The following is a 19184-nucleotide window of genomic DNA, read 5'->3' as shown; positions in this document are numbered from 1 at the left end:
GCAGAGCAGAGCAGAGCAGAGCAGAGCATCGGCCATTGTGGAATAGGAAGAGTGGGTTAGTGGCAGAGTTCAGCGCAGATGGTGGGGGGGGGAGGTGACGCCACACCAATGAGCCTGATCTACATCTCTCTAGCGGGGCAGATAGCAAGAAGGGAGCCTGATGCTCCCTTCTTTGTTAGCGGTAATGTGATGGCTGCTGGCTAGAACCAGAAGCCGATGATAAAGGAGCCCGCAAGGGTCAGCATCACGTTGGCCACCGCATAGGTACCGGCATAGCCGAGCGCCGGAATGGAGCTGTTGGCTGCCTCGTTGACCACATCCATCGCCGGGGCACAGGTACGGGCACCTGTGATGGCACCGAGCAGCAGCGCCGGGTTCATCTTGAGCACCCAGACCCCGAACAGATAGCCTACCAGCACCGGCAAGGTGGTCACCAGCATGCCGGAGAAGAGCACTACCGTACCCACCTCGCTGAGGTGGTCGAGGATGCCGCCACCGGCTTTCAGGCCCGTGCTCACCATAAAGACCGCCAGACCGAGATCCTTGGCCAATCTGAGCGCACCGGGCGGCACATAGCCTACCGTCGGGTGGTTGGCCCGCAGGTAACCCATCAGAATGCCTGCCAGCAGCAGGCCGACGGCGTTGCCGAGACCAAACTCGATCTGACCGAACACCAGCGAAACGGAGCCGATCAGCAGACCGAGTACGAAGAAGGTGGTGAAAGCCACCAGATCTGTGGTCTGGCTGTGGATGCTGATAAAGCCGATCTTGTTGGCCAGCAGTTTGACCCGCTGTTTCTCGCCACTGATCTGCAGCACGTCGCCCTTTTGCAACATGATGTTGCGATCGAACGGCATCTCGATTTGGGAGCGTACCACCCGGTTGAGAAAGCACCCTTTCTCGGTGAGGTTGAGCTCCACCAGATGGCGGCCTACCACGGAGTCATTCTTTACCACTATCTCTTCGGTGACGATCTGCAGGTCGAGCAGGTTGCGGTCGAACACCTCTTTCCCGTTGCGGTAGTTTACGTCCAGCTTCTCGTGGCTCTCGGGATAGCCCACCAGGGCGATCTCATCCCCTTCCTGAATGACTGCATCGCCATCGGGACTGGCCAGAATGCCGTTGCGGCGGATCCGCTCTACATAGCAACCGGTATGGGGGTAGATGCCGGTCTCCCGCAGGGTACGGCCACCGATCCAGGCTGCCAGTTCGGGGCCAACCCGATAGGCGCGGATGATGGGCAGATAGGTCTTGCGACTCTCGCTGTCGGAGAGACCCCGCTCACGGGCGATTTTTTGCGCTTCGGTATTGAGGTCGAGGCGTGCCAGCGATGGGAGATAGCGCACCACCAGCATCAGGCCCACCAGACCCACCAGATAGGTCAGGGCGTAGCCGATGCCCATGTTGTCGAGCACCGCCTGCATATCGGTTTGATGGGGCAGGTTAAGCAGACCACTGCGCAAGGCATCCTGGGCACCCACCAGTGCCGGGGTCGAGGTGAGGGAGCCCGCCAGGATCCCCGCCGCCATCCCCGGCCCCAGATTGAAGAACTTGGCCAGCCCCACCGTCAGCAGCAGGGCGGTCAGCAAGATCACAAGAGTCAGGGTGATGTAGTGGATGCCGTCGCGCAGGAATACGCTGAAGAAGTGAGGGCCTGCCTCGATCCCCACACAGAAGATGAACAGCATAAAGCCGACGTTTTCAGTGGTGGCCGCAAATTCGAAGCCCATCTGGCCGAACAGCAGGGCGGTAAACAGCACACCTATGGTGTTGCCAATCTGAAAGTTGCCAATTCGCACCTTGCCAAGCAGCAGGCCGAAGGCCAATACCACGAACAGCAGCAGGGAGTCGCTTTGATGTAGCAGTGTCACGAAATCTATGGTCATGCCCGGAAAAACCGAGGAAAAAAGTGGGGTCGATATTGTGCCGGATCTATCCCCAATAAAGAAGCGCAAGGGTGCGATTAATCGGACGTTATCGGACGCTATTTGTGGAGCCGGCGGCGTGATAGGGAGACAAGCGGATGAAATCTGGCAATTTTTGCTGTAACCGTCGTTGTCAATTAGTGAAATCTGCTGCCCGCGACCGAAGTGCTCTGGCGCAGGCCGATATTTTAGATTCTGCTGTCCGGCCGCTTGGCGGGGATCAGTTTCAGCAGATTCAACCGATGGCCACCATGGTTGGCTGAGGGGCAAATCAGCTTGATATTTACCCGTTCGCCCACGGGGCATGGGTTGGCAAAAAGATGCTTCTGAAAAGTGCCAATAGAGCCTGTCACTAGGTGGTTCCGGAGGGAGCAAAAAAACAGCATAAAATCAGGTTGGCCAGCAAAATGACTCTTCGCCGGGGGCCATCAAGGGCAATCCCGCGTCCTGACAGGGCTTGCTGCACTTACCCACAGAATCTGTGGATAACCCTGTTTATGAAACTTGTTCATCGCCCTGAAAGCCGCGCCAGCACTGGGATGCAAGGGCTGTTCAAAAAATACCGGAAGAAAAATGTTTGTATAAAAATCAAATAGTTAGATGCGACAGGAGAAAACTCTGTCGAGCCGAGACGGGTAACAAAAGGGATCGTCAGCAGCAAGAAGGATCTTGTGCATTAAAATTGGCAGGAGTGGGCACTAAAGTGGATAACTTGCACCGAGATGGTGAGGAATTGGCTCCCCCGACTGGACTTGAACCAGTGACATACGGATTAACAGTCCGCCGTTCTACCGACTGAACTACGGGGGAACATCAGGCAAGGAGGAGCATCATACAGAAGGTGTCCTGGGTGGTCAAGCCATTCGCGGTATGATGGCACGGGTGTACCGCTGCCAAACCCTCGGTTACACTGCTCGTCTGCTGTTTTGTGTCGGGAGTGTTCATGAGCAAATTGTTCAAGTTAGCCAGCCAGTTTCAACCCGCCGGGGATCAGCCCACGGCGATTGCCCAACTGCTGGATGGTATCGAGTCGGGGCTGGCCCATCAGACCCTGCTCGGGGTGACCGGTTCGGGCAAGACCTTCACCATGGCCAACGTCATCGCCACCCTGAACCGCCCGACCATGATCTTGGCTCCCAACAAGACCCTGGCCGCCCAGCTCTATGGCGAGATGAAGGAGTTCTTCCCCGACAACGCGGTGGAGTATTTCGTCTCCTACTACGACTATTACCAGCCCGAAGCCTATGTGCCGACCACCGACACCTTTATAGAGAAGGATGCCTCGATCAACGATCACATCGAGCAGATGCGATTGTCGGCCACCAAGGCGTTGCTGGAGCGGCGCGACGTGGTGATCGTCGCCTCGGTGTCGGCTATCTATGGTTTGGGGGATCCCCAAGCTTATCTGAGCATGATGTTGCACCTGAAAGTGGGGGATGTGATCAACCAGCGGGATATCCTGCGCCGGCTCGCCGAGCTGCAGTACACCCGCAACGACATGGCTTTCCAGCGTGGCACCTTCCGGGTACGCGGCGAGGTGATCGACATCTACCCCGCCGAATCGGACAAGCTTGCCCTGCGGGTAGAGCTGTTTGATGAAGAGGTGGAGCGGCTCTCCCTGTTTGACCCGCTGACCGGCGCCATTGAGCAGACGGTGGTGCGCTACACCATCTATCCCAAGACCCACTATGCCACCCCGCGCGAGACCATCCTCGGCGCCATCGAGCACATCAAGGAAGAACTGCGGAATCGTCGCGAGCAGCTGTTGTCCCTCAACAAGCTGGTTGAAGAGCAGCGCATCAGCCAGCGTACCCAGTTCGACATGGAGATGATGCAGGAGCTGGGTTACTGCTCCGGCATCGAGAACTACAGCCGCTACCTCTCCGGCCGTGCGCCGGGGGAGCCGCCGCCCACCCTGTTTGACTACCTGCCGGGGGACGGTCTGCTCATCATCGATGAGTCCCACGTCACGGTGCCGCAGATTGGCGCCATGTTCAAAGGGGACCGCTCCCGCAAGGAGACCCTGGTGGAGTACGGCTTCCGGCTCCCCTCGGCGCTGGACAATCGGCCGCTCAAGTTCGATGAATTTGAAGCGCTGATGCCGCAGACGGTGTTTGTTTCGGCGACTCCCGGCCCCTACGAGCTGGAGAAGTCCGGCGGCGATGTGGTGCAGCAGGTGGTGCGCCCAACCGGCCTGCTCGATCCGGAGATCGAGGTGCGTCCTGTGACCACTCAGGTGGACGATCTGCTTTCCGAGATCCGCAAGCGGGTCGCCGTCGAGGAGCGGGTGCTAGTTACTACCCTGACCAAGCGGATGGCGGAAGACTTGACCGAGTATCTGGCGGAGCATGACGTCAAGGTGCGCTACCTCCACTCCGATATTGATACGGTCGAACGGGTGGAGATCATCCGCGATCTGCGCCTTGGCAAGTTCGATGTGCTGGTGGGCATCAACCTGCTGCGGGAAGGTCTCGACATGCCGGAGGTGTCGCTAGTGGCAATTCTCGATGCAGATAAAGAGGGCTTCCTGCGCTCCACTCGCTCGCTGATCCAGACCATCGGCCGGGCGGCGCGTAACCTCAACGGCAAGGTCATTCTCTACGGCGATACCATCACCAACTCGATGAAGGTCGCCATTGAGGAGACCGAGCGGCGCCGCGCCTTGCAGCATGCCCATAACCTCAAGCATGGCATCACCCCCAAAGGGCTCAACAAGTCCATTGGCGATGTGATGGACATGGGAGGCAGCCGCACGGCAGGCAAACCTGGCAAGGGGATGCGCAAGGCGGCCGAGCCGCAAGGGGAATACCATGTCCGCTCAGCCAGCGAGATTGCCAAAGAGATCAAGCGGATGGAGGAGCAGATGTTCCAGCATGCCCGGGATCTGGAGTTCGAACAGGCGGCGGCACTGCGGGATCAGATCCAGCGGCTGCGCAGCGAGTTGATCGAATCATGAGCCGTAAACGCTGGCTGATTTGGCAACGACTTCGTCGTCTCTATCAGGGCTTTCGCCACCCCGGTACCCCCTGGTGGGCGAGGGGACTGGTGATCCTTATCCTGCTCTATGGCATCAGTCCGGTGGATCTTATCCCTGACGTGGTGCCCTTGCTGGGTTGGTTCGATGATGTGACCCTGCTGCTGGTGTTGCTATGGGGCTGGGAGCGTTGTCTTCCCCCCGCAGTGCGCAGCGATCTGGAACAGGCCTCCTAGTTCACCTTTTCAACACCACGCTCGACATCACTCTGTGCGCTCCCACCCTCGAAGGAATCGGAAAAACGGTTTCATTTGAAGGTGGGCGCTGCGGGATGAAAAAGAGGCAGGCCCGGTGATTGTCGCCCGGATGGCATTGGCGTAGACTCCACGCCGTTCACTTTATGGGTATGGAAAAAATGGATCTGATCCTCTTTGCAATCGACTTTATCCTGCACGTTGACGTGCATTTGAAAGAGCTGTTCGAGAACTATGGTGTCTGGGTTTACGCCATCCTGTTTCTCATCATCTTCTGTGAAACCGGGTTGGTAGTAACGCCGTTCCTGCCGGGTGACTCCCTGCTGTTTGCCGCCGGTGCGCTTACCGTGGGTAGCGTGCTGGACGTCCATACCTTGGCGGCCGTGCTGATCATCGCTGCCGTGCTGGGCAACGTGGTCAACTACACCATTGGTCACTTCTTCGGCGAGCAGCTGTTCCGCAACCCGGACTCCAAAATCTTCCGCCGGGATTATCTGGAGAAGACCCACGCCTTCTATGCCAAGCATGGTGGCAAGACCATCATCATCACCCGCTTCCTGCCCATCGTGCGTACCTTTGCGCCGTTCGTGGCAGGGATGGGGGCCATGACCTATCCGCGCTTCCTGGCGTTCAACCTGGTTGGCGGTCTGCTGTGGGTACTCTCCTTCGTCTATGCCGGCCATTTCTTTGGCAATCTGCCGGTGGTGCGTCACAACTTTACCCTGCTGATCTTCGGCATCATTGGTATCTCCCTGTTGCCCATGGTAATTGGCGCGGTCAAGGCCAAGATGAGTACTGCCAGGGCGTAACCAGAAATACGGTCAGCCAGAACGAGAAGGGGGGGGAGCCATCATGGCTCCCCCCCTTTTTATCTCCACACGGGCATGACACTCAGTTGCAGCAGCGCCCTTTCACCAGATTGCCGATGGCCACCACGGTGAAGACCAGCAGGTAAGCGGCGAAGATGACGACCAGCCACTGGGGCATGGAGTAACCGAGGAACTGCCAGGTGATCTGGGCACAATCCCCTTCCGGCATAAAGAGCCAGGGAAGCCACTGATCGAGCGGAGCCCAGCTCGGGAAGTCGGCAAACGGGCTGCAGACGTTGAACGGGGAGGGGTTAACCTGATAGTCCACATGCTTGAGGGCCAGCTGGAAGCCGCGGAAGGCACTGTAGCCCCACAGCAACATGGCACTCCAGCGAACATACCACTTATCCGGCGCCACCATGCCGAGAAGACCAGCGGCCAGCACACCCAGGGTCGCCAACCGTTCGTAAACGCACATCACGCACGGGGAGAGGCCCAGCACATGCTGGAAGAAGAGGGCGCACAACTCGAGGAACAGGGCTGATGTTGCCAACAGGCCCCAAGCCAGCCGATGGGCGGCAATACGGCGGAGAAACTCGATCATCTCATTGATCTCTCAGAAAAAACAGTGGCTGAATTAGAGCAGAGCGGAACCGAAAAGAAAAGGGCCCTGAAAGGGCCCTCGGAAACCATCTCAATGGATTAATGCAGCGCCGGCTGTACCGCTGGCAGCGCACTCTCCATCACCAGCCATCCATGCTGATAGAACCACTCGGTGGCAGGACCAAGCAGCAATTCGACAGAGAAAAAGCCGATCAGCCCCAGCACCAATGTGTAGGGCAGCGCCATCCAGACCATGCGGCCATAGGAGAGACGCAGCAGCGGCGCCAATGCCGAGGTGAGCATAAACAGGAAGGCGGCCTGACCATTGGGGGTGGCGACCGACGGCAGGTTGGTACCTGTGTTGATGGCTACCGCCAGCAGATCGAACTGGGCGCGGTCGATGGCACCATTGAGCATGGCCGTCTTCACCTCATTGATGTAGACGGTGCCGACAAAGACGTTGTCACTGACCATGGAGAGCACCCCGTTGGCCAGATAGAAGAGGGCCAGCTGGTTCTCCGGTTTGGCTGCCAGTACCAGCTGGATCACCGGCTTGAACAGCTGCTGATCGATGATGACGGCGACCACGCTGAAGAAGACCGCCAGCAGGGCGGTGAAGGGGAGTGCCTCCTGGAAGGCTTTACCCAGCGAGTGCTCCTCGGTGATCCCGGTCAGGGAGGTGGCCAGCACGATGACCGAGAGGCCAATCAGACCAACGGCTGCCAGGTGCATGGCCAGACCGACAATCAGCCAGACCGCAATCAATGCCTGAACGATCAGCTTGGCCTTGTCTTGCGGGCTGCGTTTAGCTTCTTCGTAGCGGTTGTACTCCTCCATGATGCCACGCACCGTGTCCGGCAGGCGGGCGCCATAGCCAAACCAGCGGAACTGCTCCACCAGCACGCAGGTCAGCAGACCGCAGATAAAGACGGGGACGGTGACGGGTGACATGCGAATGGCAAATTCGGCGAAGTTCCAGCTGGCTTGCTCGCCGATGATGAGGTTTTGTGGCTCGCCCACCAGGGTGCAGACACCACCCAGCGCGGTACCGATGGCGGCATGCATCATCAGGCTGCGCAGGAAGGCACGAAAATCATCGAGATCCTGGCGATTGAGCTCGGCGACTTCCTTATCATCGGTATGGTCATGGCTGTGACCAAACTCCTTGCCGGACGAGACCTTGTGATAAATGGCATAAAAGCCGGTGGCGACGCTGATCACCACGGCAATCACGGTCAGGGCATCGAGAAAGGCTGACAGGAAGGCTGAGACCAGACAGAAGGAGAGGGAGAGCAGGATCTTGGAGCGTACGCCGATCAGCAGCTTGGTGAAGACATAGAGCAGCAGCTGCTTCATGAAATAGATGCCTGCCACCATGAACACCAGCAACAGCAGCACCTCGATATTGGCGACCAGCTCGTGTTTGACCTGATCGGCGGAGGTCATGCCGATCAACACGGCTTCGATCGCGAGCAGACCACCCGGTTGCAGGGGGTAGCACTTGAGGGCCATGGCCAGGGTGAAGATAAACTCAACGACCAGTAACCAGCCCGCAATGAAAGGATCAAGGTGGAAGGCAATCGGATTGATCACCAGAAATAGCAAGATGGCGCTTTTATACCACTGTGGTGCATTGCCCAAGAAGTTCTTGGCGAATGCCTGCCCTAGGCTTATTGGCATGATAATGGGTCTCAACTTTGTTGTTAGGATCTGCTTCTATGCAGTCAAGGATGATTCGACCTGTGCCTCCGGATGTTGGCCTTTATCTGTCTGATTCCTCGTGATTTTAATCAAAAAGCGTGACGATTATAAATGATAGCCGATGGATCTCTGCCCATGTGTCTGTTTTATAACCACCTTGTCGGGGTTGGCTGGCTCCCCTGCGGCGATTAGATACATATTCCCAACACTATATTTGCCATATGTGAGCAGAGGACTGACCTTATGCTTGCCAGCCATCATCGCTTTGATATCATTCGTCAGCCTTTTTACGCATTACAACAGAGTCAATTCATGGTTATAAAAGCGCAGAGCCCAGCTGGGTTTGCCGAGGAATACATCATCGAGTCCATCTGGAACAATCGCTTTCCTCCCGGATCTATTCTGCCCGCCGAGCGTGAATTATCCGAGTTGATCGGGGTGACGCGGACGACCTTGCGCGAAGTGCTGCAGCGACTGGCCCGTGATGGCTGGTTGACCATACAGCATGGCAAGCCGACCAAGGTGAACAATTTCTGGGAAACCTCCGGCCTCAATATTCTGGAGACGTTGGCTCGTCTGGATCAGGACAAGGTACCTGATCTGATAGCTCAGCTGCTCTCCGCCCGTACCCATATCTGCACCATCTTTATCCGCGGGGCGATCCGTCACAATCCGGAACAGGCCGCCGAGATCCTGCGTGGCGCCGATGGTGTCGAGAACAACGCACAGGCTTATGCCGAGTTTGATTATCGCCTGCACCACCAGCTGGCGTTTGCTTCCGGTAATCCGATCTACGCCCTGATCCTGAACGGTTTCAAAGGGTTGTATAGCAGAGTCGGCAGCTACTACTTCTCCGACAAGCAGGCCCGCGAGACCGCAGATGCCTACTACAAGACCCTGCTCAATCTGGCGGAGACCAAGAACCACGAAGCCGTGTTCATGACGGTGCGTCAGTACGGTATCGAGTCCGGCAAGCTGTGGACCCGCCTGCGTCAGGACATGCCAAGCGATCTGTGCGACAACTGATCCCTTGCCTGTGCTGTCCAAGAAACGCGCCATCCGGCGCGTTTTTTATTCTGCCGTGTTTGTGTTTATCCTTGATTGGCGGTGGTAATTGCTTGAACTGCATGGATATTTGGCCAAAAAGCTTGATCCAGCGCAAATGAACCCTGCATTTATCACTTTGGTGGCATAGGACCCAACCGCTGATTGAGGTCAAATGGAGGCATCAAGAGCGGAGCCAATATCCGCCAGAAGGAACACACCTTTCACCGGATGAAGGACACAACAATGAGTCTTCTTGAACACACCATCTGGACAGTACTGGGATACGGGGCCATGCCCTTTATCTTTCTGAGCGGATTCGTGGCGGTGGCAGTGACCTGTTGCATGCTGCTGAATGCGTTCGGGGTACAGTCCGCCGAGAAGTGAGTCGCTTCTCCATGCCGCCAAATGCCAGTCTTCGGACTGGCATTTGTTTTTTGTGTCTTTTAAAGCACTTATCCCGGCTGGGAAGGGGAAATCTTTGGTCAGGATGGTCGAACCTGCCGCCGATTTTGATTACACTGGCGCCCGTATTTCCCACTCACCCTTCTCTTATCAGGTGTTCAAGGTTTTCTATGGCTCTCAAGGCAACCGTATTCAAGGCCCAGATCAGTTTGTCTGATATGGATCGCAATCTGTATCAGGACTTCTCCCTCACGCTGGCGCGCCACCCCTCCGAAACCGATGAGCGGATGATGATTCGGCTGGCGGCCTTTGCCTGGCACGCTGCCGAGCGACTGGAATTCACCAAGGGATTGAGCGCCGATGATGAACCCGAGCTCTGGTGCAAGAACTACTCGGACGAAATAGAGCTCTGGATCGAGCTGGGCCAGCCCGATGAAAAACGGCTCAAAAAAGCCTGCAACCGCGCCCGTCAGGTGGTGCTCTATCTCTACGGCGGTCGTGGTACAGCCGTCTGGTGGAAGCAGAACCAGGGCAAGCTGAGCCAGCATGACAACCTCAGCATCATCGAACTCTCCGACAGCCAGACTCTGCCGCTCACCGCCATGGTCGAGCGCACCATGCAACTCACTTGCACCATTTCCGATGGTCAGCTCTGGGTCAGTAACGGCGCACTGGAAGTGACGCTGGATCCGGTGGTGCTGATGGGCAAACCGGCCCGCGAACTGTAACGGACGCCGCCCATGTTCAGCGCCTTGCTCAATATCGTCATTCCGGTGTTCGGTGTGGTCGGGCTCGGCGCCCTCTATGGGCGATTGCGACCGGGGGCCGCGCTCGGTTACGTCAATCGGGCCAATATTGAGCTGTTTACCCCGGCGCTGGTCTTCTCCGCGCTGGTCAAGTATCCGCTGGCGCTGGCGGAGCATATGCCGCTGATTGCGGCGGGGGCGCTGGTTATTCTATTACCCGGTCTGCTGCTCGCGCTGCTCAAACTCAAAGGGATTGAGCGGGCAGCCCTGATCTTGCCCGCCATGTTCCGAAATACCGGCAATCTTGGTATCCCCTTGATGGTGCTGGCATTTGGCGAGCAGCAACTGGGGGCCATCGTGATCCTCTTTGTGCTCTCCAATCTGCTGCACTTCTCGGTCGGCATGTTTATCCTCTCGGCCAATACCTCCCGCTGGCTGTGGCTGCGAAGCCCTGTGCTGTGGGCCGCGCTGGCCGGTTTACTGGTGGCCAACCTGCATATCACGTTGCCGGAATATGTGGTGACCACGGCCTCGCTGCTCGGCCAGATCTCGGTGCCCCTGATGCTCTTTGCGCTGGGTATTCGCCTGATGGAGGGGGAGCTTGATCACCTTGGCCTCGCGCTCAAGTGCAACCTGCTCTATCTGCTGGCGGGGGGATTGTCGCTGCTGCTGGCGATCTGGCTGTTGCCGCTCAAGACGGAGTGGATCCCGCTGTTGATGTTGTCGGTTTCCTTGCCCCCTGCGGTGTTGAATTACATGCTCTGCGAGCAGTATCACTGCCAGCCGGACAAGGTGGCCAGTATCGTGCTCGGCGGCAATGCCCTCTCTGTGCTGGTGATCCCGCTAGCGGTTTGGTTGGCACTTCATCTGCCTGGCTAAGTCAGATTGCATCGCTGCGGCGGTGCGACTCACTGGTCAATTGCTTGATCGAACCGAGTCACAGTCGTTCGCATCTCATCCTTGCAGGGGAAAGTTAGCCTATCAGGATCAGCAAGCTCTTCCATGCCATCTCTGTCCATCATTGCCTCCGTAATATATCTGTCGTCCCCGTATCCGACCCTGAGCCCCGGGCCTAACGGCGACAGCTATAGTTGAAAAAGAGCTGACTGACACTGTTTAACCAATGCCAGTGAGGGAAACCGGATGGGCACAAGTGAGCAATCTGATCCTGTGGGGCAGGCAAAATCGCGCTATGACCCGGCATTGCCTACCGGTTATGACTGGCGCAGACACCGCCGTTTTATCCTTAGTGGCGGTGGTTACAAGGCGGAATGTCGCCGTCGCAACTGGTTTCTGGAGTTGCTCAATCCGGTGCCCTATGTGGTGGTGCGAGACATAGCCATCGGCGGCATCGGCATTCTTGGGGCCATACGGTTGAAAGAGGGGGATGAGCTGGTGATTACCATTCCCTCTGGCGAGAAGCTGCGCGGTCTGGTCGTGAGATCCCAGCCAGACCCACTTTTTCCCAAACTCTATCGCACCGGTATTCGTCTGCATCGTTATCCGACGGCCGAGCTGTTTGCCCGCTGGCAAAGTTACATTCAGCCGCAAGATAAAGCGGATTTCGACCATGAGTGCCAAGTCTTGAAACAGGTACGCGGCGCGTGAGTCACGTACCATATCAGTGGTTGGTTTCCCCACATTCAGCATGATCTGTCGATGGACTTTGCGGATCAGCAGGCTTGTCTGGCCCAAGTGATTTATCTTGCTGCATGTGTTTTCATCTTTATGTTTTTATTGAATTTTATCTGTGCCTCTGAAGTCACGGAGGATACGGATCATTTTCCCTTTTCGTGATCCCCCCCGAAGTAGTTCCCCCTGATATCCCTTAGTATCTGGCCAGCATGACTCCCTTTAGGGGGAGGATAACAAGAACAAAAAGGAATGATGGATGAGATCCGTGAGCAACCAGTGTCTGTTGATGCAGATCCAGCCGACCATCTTGCGCTTTGCCAAGATGCTGGCGAGTGTGCTGCAGCTTGAGGTCGAAATTGTGGATGCCGATATGGTCCGGGTGGCTGGTACCGGGCCCTATGGCAAGTTCTTCGGACGTCAGTTGGAGGGGGATTCCCGCCTGCTGCGCTATGTGATTGATAATCAGCGGGAGAAGATCGTTACCCACACCAGCGATGATCCCGTGTGTGACGGTTGTACCTGCAAGGAGAGCTGCCGTGAGCGCGCCTTCCTCGGGGTGCCCATCATGGTGGACGAGCGCTGCATCGGGGTGATCAGTTTGGTGGCCTTCAGCGACGAGCAGCAGGCGCGCCTCAACAACAATCTGCAGGATGTGTGTGACTATGTGCGCCATATCTCCACCATCTTTGTGGCCAAGTTGCTCGATTCACGCGGGCTGTCGGACGGGGTCAACAAGGTGTTCCTCAATCTGATGACCAACATGGATCAGGGTTGCCTGCTGCTCGATGACAAGAGTCAACTGCTCTACGCCAACGAGGCGGCGCTCCATCATCTGGGTTGCCAGCAGGAACAGCTGCAGGGGCGCGAAGTGGGGATCCGCCCGCTCACCTTCTCCCAACAGGGGCTGAGTGGTCATCTTCAGCACATCATCACCTTTGAAGGTCGTCAGGAGCTGATCATCGGCCAGCTACACCATGTGCAGGGCCAGCAGCTCTTTCTGATGGCCTTTCATCAGTCCCACTCCGGTCAGGTTCAGGAGCCGGATCCGGATGTGCGGATCGATCAGCTGATCGGCGAGAGCAAGCCGATGCGCACCCTCAAGCGACTGCTGCACCGCATCGCCCAGAGTCCCTCCAGCGTGCTGATTTGTGGCGAGAGCGGCACCGGTAAAGAGGTGGTGGCACGCGCTGTCCATCGCCTGAGTCCGCGGCAGGACAAGCCCTTTATCGCCATCAACTGTGCCGCCATTCCCGAACAACTGCTGGAGAGCGAGCTGTTTGGCTATGTGAAGGGCTCCTTTACCGGTGCTTCCAGCGGTGGCAAGCAGGGCCTGATCCAGGCAGCCCATCAGGGCACCCTGTTCCTTGACGAGATTGGCGACATGCCGCTCACCATGCAGGCCAAGCTGCTGCGGGTGCTGGAGCTGCGGGAGGTGACCCCCATCGGGGCCAGCCGACCGGTGCCGGTGGATATTCGCATCATTGCCGCTACTCACCAGCATCTCGATCAATACATCGCCGAGGGGAAATTTCGTGAAGATCTCTACTATCGCATCAACGTCATCCCCCTCAACCTGCCGCCGCTGCGGGAGCGGGAAGGGGACGTGGAGCTGCTGACCCACTACTTTCTCAACCTGCACACCAGCCGCATTGGCATCGTCTATCCCGGTCTGGCACCCGAGGTGATGGCGCTGCTCAAGGGGTATCGCTGGCCGGGCAACGTGCGCGAGCTCAGCAACCTCATCGAATATCTGGTCAACGTCAGCCAGGCGGGCGAAGTGATTGACGCCAGCCTGCTGCCCCCCAACATCATCCGCAATCAGGAGCCCCATCACGTGGCGGCCCAGTCGATCCCGGTGACCAACCTGGATGCGGCGTTCAATGTGCCTGCCACAGCTCCGCTCGCCGCCACGCCGGAGAAGCTGCCTGAACCCGTTCCGGGTGAGAGCGGCCTTGAGAGCATGGAAAAACAGATGATAGAAGAGACCCTGCAGCGGCTCGGCAACAAAAAACTGGCCGCACAGGCGCTGGGGATTGGGATTGCCACCCTCTATCGCAAGATAAAGAAGTACGAGATTGCCGTGCAGAGCTGAAGATCTGGCGGCATCTATCCGGCCCGTGTCATTCATCAGATGGCACGGGTTTTTTTATGCGAACAAGGCTCTGCGCCATTGCCGAATTGTGCTGAACGGATTGGCGGGGCAGGGGAGTGGCTAAATGGCATGTCTAGTCCTGAAATAGGTTTACACATTTTCAACTAGCATTTTTCTACTCAGAACCCCCTATGTACCGCATCGGGGGTTCTGTATTTCAACGCATGATGCGGTCGCTCCGCGTTGTAAATATCCACCGCTTCACGCACCATTTCCCGCGCTTGCGTCAAATCCTGCGGGCTTTGCAGCAATAACTCTCCTTTCAAAATCCCGTTCACCCGCTCCGCCAACGCATTCTGATAACAGTCATACCCATCCGTCATCGAGCATTTCACCCCGTACCGTTCATGTAATGACTGATACAGCCCCGAGCAATACTGCACGCCGCGGTCCGAGTGATGGATTAGCTCCCCACCGCCACACCGTTGCTTCAGTGCTTTCTTGAACGCCATCGCCACCGACTCGGCATGCATCCCTTCGTGCACGTGATGGCCCACTATCTTGCGTGAGTACGCATCCGTCACCAGGCTCAGGTACAGCGGCCCGCTCCTGGCTGGCAGATAGGTGATATCTGCGACCCAGACCTGCTCCGGGGCCACCGGTGTGACCTGCTCTGGCCCCGCCTTGAGCAAGTTGGGATGACGGTAGAAACGGTGAAAACTGTGGGTGGTCTTGTGATACGCCCGTCTGGGTGGCACCAGCAGGCGGTGCTCGGCCAATATCCGAAACAGCCTGTCCGCCCGACCTTGAGCCCGCCATCCTCCTGACCCTGCAGCAGATAATGCAGCTTGCGAGTGCCCACCCGAGGTTGTCGCAGTCGAACCTGACGCACAAAACGCACCACCTGCAGCCCTTGTGCATGGCGCTCGTCGGCGACCCGATTGCGCTTGTAGTAAGCCTGCCGGCTTATCCCCAGAAACAGGCAAGCCCTGACAATGGTCAGCCTCTCGACTTGCCGCTGCGAGAGGACTTGCCGGGTCGCTTTTTTACGATGGAGACGCCGTAGTCATTCTTCAGTACATCGACGACGGCCTCAAAGAACTGGGCCTTCAGGCTCATCAGAGCCAGCTGTTGCTCAAGTTCCTTGATGCGCTGTTCGGGCGTCTGGTTGTCGGGGTCAGGCATGGTGATGCTCCTGCCGGCACGCACAGAAGCCCCCTGGCTCCAATCTTGCCGACCATGTTTACGCAACCATACCAGAACGGTGGAGCGGCCCTGAATGCCATAACGCACCTGAGCCTGTTTGTAGGTGAGCTCGCCTTTTTCAATCTGCTCGACCAGTGCCAGTTTAAAAGTCAGCGAGTAATCGCGCTGCGTCCGTTTCACACCTTGTCCCATCGGGTTCTCCATTTATTGGGGGGAAAGGTGTAAACCATATTCAGGACGGGACAGCAGAATGCAAAAAGCCCGCTCGATGAGCGGGCTTTTTTAATCTGGTGCGTCCTAGTGGATTCGAACCACCGACCCCCACCATGTCAAGGTGATGCTCTAACCAGCTGAGCTAAGGACGCAGGGTGCGCAATGCGACTTTTATTTCTTTACGCAGAAGTGGTGGGTTTAATTGGATTCGAACCAACGACCCCTACCATGTCAAGGTAGTGCTCTAACCAACTGAGCTATAAACCCACATCTGGAATAACTGCAAAGTTTTGAAACTGAATGGTGCGTCCTAGTGGATTCGAACCACCGACCCCCACCATGTCAAGGTGATGCTCTAACCAGCTGAGCTAAGGACGCATAATCAGTGTTCTGTAATGGTGCGTCCTAGTGGATTCGAACCACCGACCCCCACCATGTCAAGGTGGTGCTCTAACCAGCTGAGCTAAGGACGCATCACAAAAAAAGTGGTGGGTTTAATTGGATTCGAACCAACGACCCCTACCATGTCAAGGTAGTGCTCTAACCAACTGAGCTATAAACCCACTTTCTCTTACTTCACTACGCCAGCGCTGCTGACGTGGTCGGCATACTACCCATGCCCCCCAAGGCTGTCAACAGGCCATATGCACAAAGGAGACTGTTTGCCCAGTTCTTGCGCAGCCTGTTGATTTTGCAGGCGAGTTGTCGCTCGCCAAGCCCTGTTACTGAGATCGCGACAGGGTAGTGCAGGCTTCCGGAGTGGCAAAACGGCCGTAGATGTAGCGCAATCTCGCCCCCAGCATCAGGGCCGCACTGGTGAGGCCGACGATAAAGCCGATCCAGAAGCCCTGTGGCCCCATCCGTGGCACCAGCCAGTCGGTCAGACCCAGGATCATGCCGGTGGGCAGCCCCAGTCCCCAGTAGGCGACGATGGTGACGTAGAAGATCGCCTGGGTATCCTTGTAACCGCGCAGTGCGGCGGCCGCGACCACCTGCACCGAGTCGGAGATTTGATAGATGGCGGCGAAGAACAGCAAAATGGCCGCCAGGACGATCACCTGCTGATCATCGGTATAGATGGAGGCGATCTGCTCGCGCAGCAGTACCGTCATGGCGGCAGTGGCAGCAGCGATGGCCATCCCCAGCATCAAGCCGGTGCGAGCTGCCACCCGGGCGTGATGGGGTTGCCCTTCACCGATACTGTGGCCGACCCGGATGGTGACACCCACCCCGATGGAGAGGGGTAGCATAAAGACCAGGCTGGAGAAGTTGAGCGCAATCTGGTGGCTCGCCACTGTCTCGGCACCGAAAGGAGCCAGCATCAGGGCCACCACGGTAAACAGGGTCACCTCGCAGAAGATCGCCATGGCGATGGGGAAGCCCAAGCGGAACAAGCGCCAGATCCGGCTGCCGTTGGGGGGAGCCAGCTGGGAGAAGAGGCGGATCTCGGTGAAGTGACGGGAGAGCTTCACATAGAGGATCATCGCCAGCAGCATGGCCCACAGCACGATGGCAGTAGCCACGCCACAACCCACCCCGCCCAGTTTCGGCATGCCGAAGTGGCCGTGAATGAAGATGTAGTTGGCGGGAATATTGACCGCCAGCCCGACAAAGCCGATCACCATGGTAGGCATGGTGTGGGAGAGCCCCTCACTGAAGTTGCGCAGCACCTGAAACAGCACGAAGGCGGGCAGACCCCACAGGATGGCGTGCAGATAGCCGGTGGTCTTGGCCGCCATCACCGGTTCCACATCCATGAACTGCAACGCCAGCGGGCTGTAATAAAGCGCAATCATCGCCAGCGGGGTGACGATCAGTGCCAGCCAGAAGCCCTGATGAACGGCCGGGCGAATTGCCTCCCGTTTACGGGCGCCATTGAGCTGGGAGACGATGGGAGTGAGCGCCATGATGATCCCCTGCACCAGCAGGATCACCGGTAGCCAGAAGCTGGACGCCACCGACACGGCGGCAAGATCGACCGCACTCACCTGACCCGCCATCACGGTATCGACGAAGTTCATGGCGACCTGGGCCACCTGGGCGACCAGAATGGGGCTGGCTAGACGGACGAGCTGCTTCGCCTCGGACCAATAACGTTGCACTGACACCTCCGAGTGGATCAGATAAGAGTAAAAAAGAGCGGAAATCGGGAAGAGCCTTTGCACTTTCGGACGAAAGTGCAAAGGGTGGGGGAGGCATTCTAGCCTGAAATTCAACCAGGACGAAATAGTTGCCACCCCAAGGGGCAGGATCAGGCGTCTTCGTGATCGCTGATCAGCAGGTTGGCAGCGGCATAGGCAGCCTGCTCGCGCAGTTCGGCGGGCACCCGTTCATCGGCGGCGACCGCGTTGAGGGCGCGGATGGTGGCGGCGATGGCCTTCGGCACATAGCCCTGCTCGCCGGAGCCAATCTGGTTATAGGCGATACGGATCGCTTCACAGCACTCATAAACCATCATGATTTGCTTCCTTGAAAGTAAAAAGGCGAGCAAATATAGCGGTTTTGCTCCCATTTTGTCAGTCTTGCGGTTGTAATTTACGGCAAGCCCGTTAGTTTGGTTACCCCCTTTTCCTGTTTCGGCCTCTTTGATGCTGTTCTCTTCGCGCAACTCACTGGCGATCTTTCTGACGCTGTTTGCACTTCTCGCCCTGACGCTTAAGGATGGAGCGGACAAATATCTGGTACTCCATGGCTACTCCGTGATGGAGATGGTCTGGTTTCGCTTCTTTGTTCCTTTCCTCGGTCTGCTGCTGTTGTTGCCAAGGCGCACCATGTCGGCGCTGCTGGCGGTGGATCGCTGACTATTGTTGCGCTCGCTGCTGTTTCTGGTCTGTGCGCTGGTCTCGGTGATTGCACTGGCCCATGTACCGCTCAACGTCTACACCATCATTTGCCAGCTCGGTTCGCTGGCCTTCGTGGTGGCGGGCGTGATCTTTTTCAGGGAGCGTCTGACCCGGACCAAGGTGGCGGCCGTGCTGCTGGGGTTGTTTGGCGTGCTGGTGGTGACCCATCCCGACGGGGGCGACGCGAACCTCTACTATCTGCTGCCACTGGTCATTGTACTGGCCAACACCGGCTACAACCTTATCACCAAGCTGGTGGATCCACGTTTGACCACCCTCGATATCCTGATCGTCACCTGCTTCATGCTGGGGATGGTGGCAATGGCCGCACTCTGCTGGCAGCCTGCACTGTGGCGCTTCCCTGGGCTTGCCGACTGGCCCTATCTGCTGGCGCTACCGGTGGTGACCCTGCTCTCCCAATATTGCCTTATCAAGGCGATGCAGTATGCGCAGGCCTCTACTCTGGCGCCCTTCTTCTATTTCCAGATCTTTTTTTCTACCCTCTGCGGCTATCTGATGTTTGGTTAAATGCCGACCCTCAGTAGTATGGCGGGGTGTCTGCTCATCGTGCTGGCTGGCATAGTGGTCATCCATTCCCAGCGCCGGGCTCGTGTGCTGGCGCGGTCTGAGGCGGCGGAGCAGGTGTGACAGTTTGTACGAAACGAATTGTGTAAAAACGGATTATGTAAAAGAAGCGGCCACAGGCCGCGATAAAAAACAGAGCGTGTTACCAG

17 protein-coding genes, 6 tRNA genes and 1 pseudogene are annotated in these 19184 nt (G+C 57.4%); 12 read left to right on the top strand and 12 right to left on the bottom strand.

What is annotated here, in order from left to right; translation table 11 throughout:
- Positions 1-200: 200 nt before the first annotated feature.
- On the bottom strand, positions 201-1886 hold the full coding sequence (locus ACTG1K_RS14495) for an aspartate:alanine antiporter (RefSeq protein WP_005336899.1): 1686 nt from the start codon (positions 1884-1886) through the stop codon (positions 201-203).
- A 137-nt stretch (positions 1887-2023) separates the two neighbouring features.
- Between ACTG1K_RS14495 and ACTG1K_RS14490 the strand changes: the two genes are divergently transcribed.
- A complete protein-coding gene (locus ACTG1K_RS14490; protein ID WP_155397229.1) occupies positions 2024-2188 on the top strand; it encodes a hypothetical protein in 165 nt (54 codons plus the stop codon).
- A gap of 471 nt (positions 2189-2659) precedes the next feature.
- On the opposite strand, the gene ACTG1K_RS14485 is transcribed toward ACTG1K_RS14490, so the two are convergent.
- Positions 2660-2735, bottom strand: a tRNA-Asn gene (locus tag ACTG1K_RS14485).
- A gap of 133 nt (positions 2736-2868) precedes the next feature.
- Here ACTG1K_RS14485 and uvrB point away from each other — a divergent pair.
- The 3 genes from uvrB (at position 2869) to ACTG1K_RS14470 (ending at position 5962) form a co-directional block, all read left to right on the top strand.
- A complete protein-coding gene (uvrB, locus tag ACTG1K_RS14480) occupies positions 2869-4881 on the top strand; it encodes an excinuclease ABC subunit UvrB (protein WP_440005844.1) in 2013 nt (670 codons plus the stop codon).
- Positions 4878-5135 carry a YkvA family protein gene (locus ACTG1K_RS14475; RefSeq protein WP_005360976.1) on the top strand — a complete coding sequence of 86 codons (258 nt, stop codon included), beginning with the start codon at positions 4878-4880 and terminating at the stop codon, positions 5133-5135. The genes uvrB and ACTG1K_RS14475 overlap by 4 nt, the downstream gene beginning before the upstream one ends.
- A gap of 179 nt (positions 5136-5314) precedes the next feature.
- Positions 5315-5962, top strand: coding sequence for a DedA family protein (locus tag ACTG1K_RS14470; protein WP_040069761.1), 648 nt, complete (start codon positions 5315-5317; stop codon positions 5960-5962).
- A gap of 82 nt (positions 5963-6044) precedes the next feature.
- Here ACTG1K_RS14470 and dsbB read toward each other — a convergent pair whose 3' ends face one another.
- Both dsbB and nhaB read right to left on the bottom strand, forming a co-directional pair.
- Positions 6045-6566, bottom strand: a complete 522-nt coding sequence (gene dsbB / locus ACTG1K_RS14465; RefSeq protein ID WP_440005842.1) for a disulfide bond formation protein DsbB — start codon at positions 6564-6566, stop codon at positions 6045-6047.
- Between the two features lie 98 nt (positions 6567-6664).
- On the bottom strand, positions 6665-8245 hold the full coding sequence (gene nhaB / locus ACTG1K_RS14460) for a Na(+)/H(+) antiporter NhaB (RefSeq protein WP_440005840.1): 1581 nt from the start codon (positions 8243-8245) through the stop codon (positions 6665-6667).
- Positions 8246-8578: 333 nt separating this feature from the next.
- Here nhaB and fadR point away from each other — a divergent pair, with 333 nt between their 5' ends.
- From fadR to ACTG1K_RS14430, 6 genes are all read left to right on the top strand, one after another.
- Positions 8579-9292, top strand: a complete 714-nt coding sequence (fadR, locus tag ACTG1K_RS14455; protein ID WP_026034983.1) for a fatty acid metabolism transcriptional regulator FadR — start codon at positions 8579-8581, stop codon at positions 9290-9292.
- A 264-nt stretch (positions 9293-9556) separates the two neighbouring features.
- Positions 9557-9697, top strand: coding sequence for a TIGR02808 family protein (locus ACTG1K_RS14450; protein ID WP_005345965.1), 141 nt, complete (start codon positions 9557-9559; stop codon positions 9695-9697).
- Positions 9698-9885: 188 nt separating this feature from the next.
- Positions 9886-10443, top strand: a complete 558-nt coding sequence (locus ACTG1K_RS14445; protein ID WP_005352343.1) for a YaeQ family protein — start codon at positions 9886-9888, stop codon at positions 10441-10443.
- A gap of 12 nt (positions 10444-10455) precedes the next feature.
- Positions 10456-11340, top strand: a complete 885-nt coding sequence (locus ACTG1K_RS14440; protein ID WP_005360972.1) for an AEC family transporter — start codon at positions 10456-10458, stop codon at positions 11338-11340.
- Positions 11341-11604: 264 nt separating this feature from the next.
- Entirely contained in the window at positions 11605-12069 is a 465-nt protein-coding gene (locus ACTG1K_RS14435) for a hypothetical protein (RefSeq protein ID WP_058056875.1), read from the top strand.
- 283 nt (positions 12070-12352) lie between these two features.
- The gene (locus ACTG1K_RS14430) at positions 12353-14188 is read left to right on the top strand and encodes a sigma 54-interacting transcriptional regulator (RefSeq protein WP_252657410.1); all 1836 of its coding nucleotides are present in this window, start codon (positions 12353-12355) and stop codon (positions 14186-14188) included.
- Positions 14189-14367: 179 nt separating this feature from the next.
- On the opposite strand, the pseudogene ACTG1K_RS14425 reads toward ACTG1K_RS14430, so the two are convergent.
- The 8 genes and pseudogenes from ACTG1K_RS14425 to ACTG1K_RS14390 all read right to left on the bottom strand — a co-directional run bounded on the left by ACTG1K_RS14425 (position 14368) and on the right by ACTG1K_RS14390 (position 18065).
- A pseudogene (locus tag ACTG1K_RS14425) lies at positions 14368-15586 on the bottom strand (IS3 family transposase).
- Between the two features lie 96 nt (positions 15587-15682).
- Positions 15683-15759 (bottom strand) — tRNA-Val (locus ACTG1K_RS14420).
- Positions 15760-15797: 38 nt separating this feature from the next.
- A tRNA-Val gene (locus ACTG1K_RS14415) sits at positions 15798-15874 on the bottom strand.
- Between the two features lie 34 nt (positions 15875-15908).
- Positions 15909-15985, bottom strand: a tRNA-Val gene (locus tag ACTG1K_RS14410).
- Between the two features lie 18 nt (positions 15986-16003).
- A tRNA-Val gene (locus ACTG1K_RS14405) sits at positions 16004-16080 on the bottom strand.
- Positions 16081-16093: 13 nt separating this feature from the next.
- Positions 16094-16170 (bottom strand) — tRNA-Val (locus ACTG1K_RS14400).
- A gap of 159 nt (positions 16171-16329) precedes the next feature.
- The gene (locus ACTG1K_RS14395; RefSeq protein ID WP_252657324.1) at positions 16330-17709 is read right to left on the bottom strand and encodes an MATE family efflux transporter; all 1380 of its coding nucleotides are present in this window, start codon (positions 17707-17709) and stop codon (positions 16330-16332) included.
- A gap of 149 nt (positions 17710-17858) precedes the next feature.
- Positions 17859-18065: a YaeP family protein gene (locus tag ACTG1K_RS14390; protein ID WP_005352334.1), complete on the bottom strand. Its 207-nt coding sequence runs from the start codon at positions 18063-18065 to the stop codon at positions 17859-17861.
- A gap of 130 nt (positions 18066-18195) precedes the next feature.
- Between ACTG1K_RS14390 and ACTG1K_RS14385 the strand changes: the two genes are divergently transcribed.
- Both ACTG1K_RS14385 and ACTG1K_RS14380 read left to right on the top strand, forming a co-directional pair.
- Positions 18196-18408 carry a hypothetical protein gene (locus tag ACTG1K_RS14385; RefSeq protein ID WP_440005837.1) on the top strand — a complete coding sequence of 71 codons (213 nt, stop codon included), beginning with the start codon at positions 18196-18198 and terminating at the stop codon, positions 18406-18408.
- A 3-nt stretch (positions 18409-18411) separates the two neighbouring features.
- Complete coding sequence (locus ACTG1K_RS14380; RefSeq protein WP_440005835.1) at positions 18412-18978, top strand: DMT family transporter; 567 nt, start codon at positions 18412-18414, stop codon at positions 18976-18978.
- Positions 18979-19184 lie beyond the last annotated feature (206 nt).

It is taken from the genome of Aeromonas sp. 102P, assembly GCF_051920345.1.
Lineage (GTDB): Bacteria > Pseudomonadota > Gammaproteobacteria > Enterobacterales > Aeromonadaceae > Aeromonas > Aeromonas veronii.
The sequence above is the reverse complement of the archived record's forward strand: the minus strand, read 5'-3'. Positions and strand labels throughout refer to the sequence as shown.

Excerpts from the sequence above, each read along its gene's own strand:
- ACTG1K_RS14435 (WP_058056875.1), top strand. The coding sequence starts at position 11,605 with ATGGGCACAAGTGAGCAATCTGATCCTGTGGGGCAGGCAAAATCGCGC.
- ACTG1K_RS14385 (WP_440005837.1), top strand. The coding sequence starts at position 18,196 with ATGCTGTTCTCTTCGCGCAACTCACTGGCGATCTTTCTGACGCTGTTT.
- ACTG1K_RS14445 (WP_005352343.1), top strand. The coding sequence starts at position 9,886 with ATGGCTCTCAAGGCAACCGTATTCAAGGCCCAGATCAGTTTGTCTGAT.
- ACTG1K_RS14450 (WP_005345965.1), top strand. The coding sequence starts at position 9,557 with ATGAGTCTTCTTGAACACACCATCTGGACAGTACTGGGATACGGGGCC.
- ACTG1K_RS14475 (WP_005360976.1), top strand. The coding sequence starts at position 4,878 with ATGAGCCGTAAACGCTGGCTGATTTGGCAACGACTTCGTCGTCTCTAT.
- ACTG1K_RS14430 (WP_252657410.1), top strand. The coding sequence starts at position 12,353 with ATGAGATCCGTGAGCAACCAGTGTCTGTTGATGCAGATCCAGCCGACC.
- ACTG1K_RS14390 (WP_005352334.1), bottom strand. The coding sequence starts at position 18,065 with ATGATGGTTTATGAGTGCTGTGAAGCGATCCGTATCGCCTATAACCAG.
- ACTG1K_RS14490 (WP_155397229.1), top strand. The coding sequence starts at position 2,024 with ATGAAATCTGGCAATTTTTGCTGTAACCGTCGTTGTCAATTAGTGAAA.
- ACTG1K_RS14440 (WP_005360972.1), top strand. The coding sequence starts at position 10,456 with ATGTTCAGCGCCTTGCTCAATATCGTCATTCCGGTGTTCGGTGTGGTC.
- nhaB (WP_440005840.1), bottom strand. The coding sequence starts at position 8,245 with ATGCCAATAAGCCTAGGGCAGGCATTCGCCAAGAACTTCTTGGGCAAT.
- ACTG1K_RS14470 (WP_040069761.1), top strand. The coding sequence starts at position 5,315 with ATGGATCTGATCCTCTTTGCAATCGACTTTATCCTGCACGTTGACGTG.
- ACTG1K_RS14495 (WP_005336899.1), bottom strand. The coding sequence starts at position 1,886 with ATGACCATAGATTTCGTGACACTGCTACATCAAAGCGACTCCCTGCTG.
- dsbB (WP_440005842.1), bottom strand. The coding sequence starts at position 6,566 with ATGATCGAGTTTCTCCGCCGTATTGCCGCCCATCGGCTGGCTTGGGGC.
- uvrB (WP_440005844.1), top strand. The coding sequence starts at position 2,869 with ATGAGCAAATTGTTCAAGTTAGCCAGCCAGTTTCAACCCGCCGGGGAT.
- fadR (WP_026034983.1), top strand. The coding sequence starts at position 8,579 with ATGGTTATAAAAGCGCAGAGCCCAGCTGGGTTTGCCGAGGAATACATC.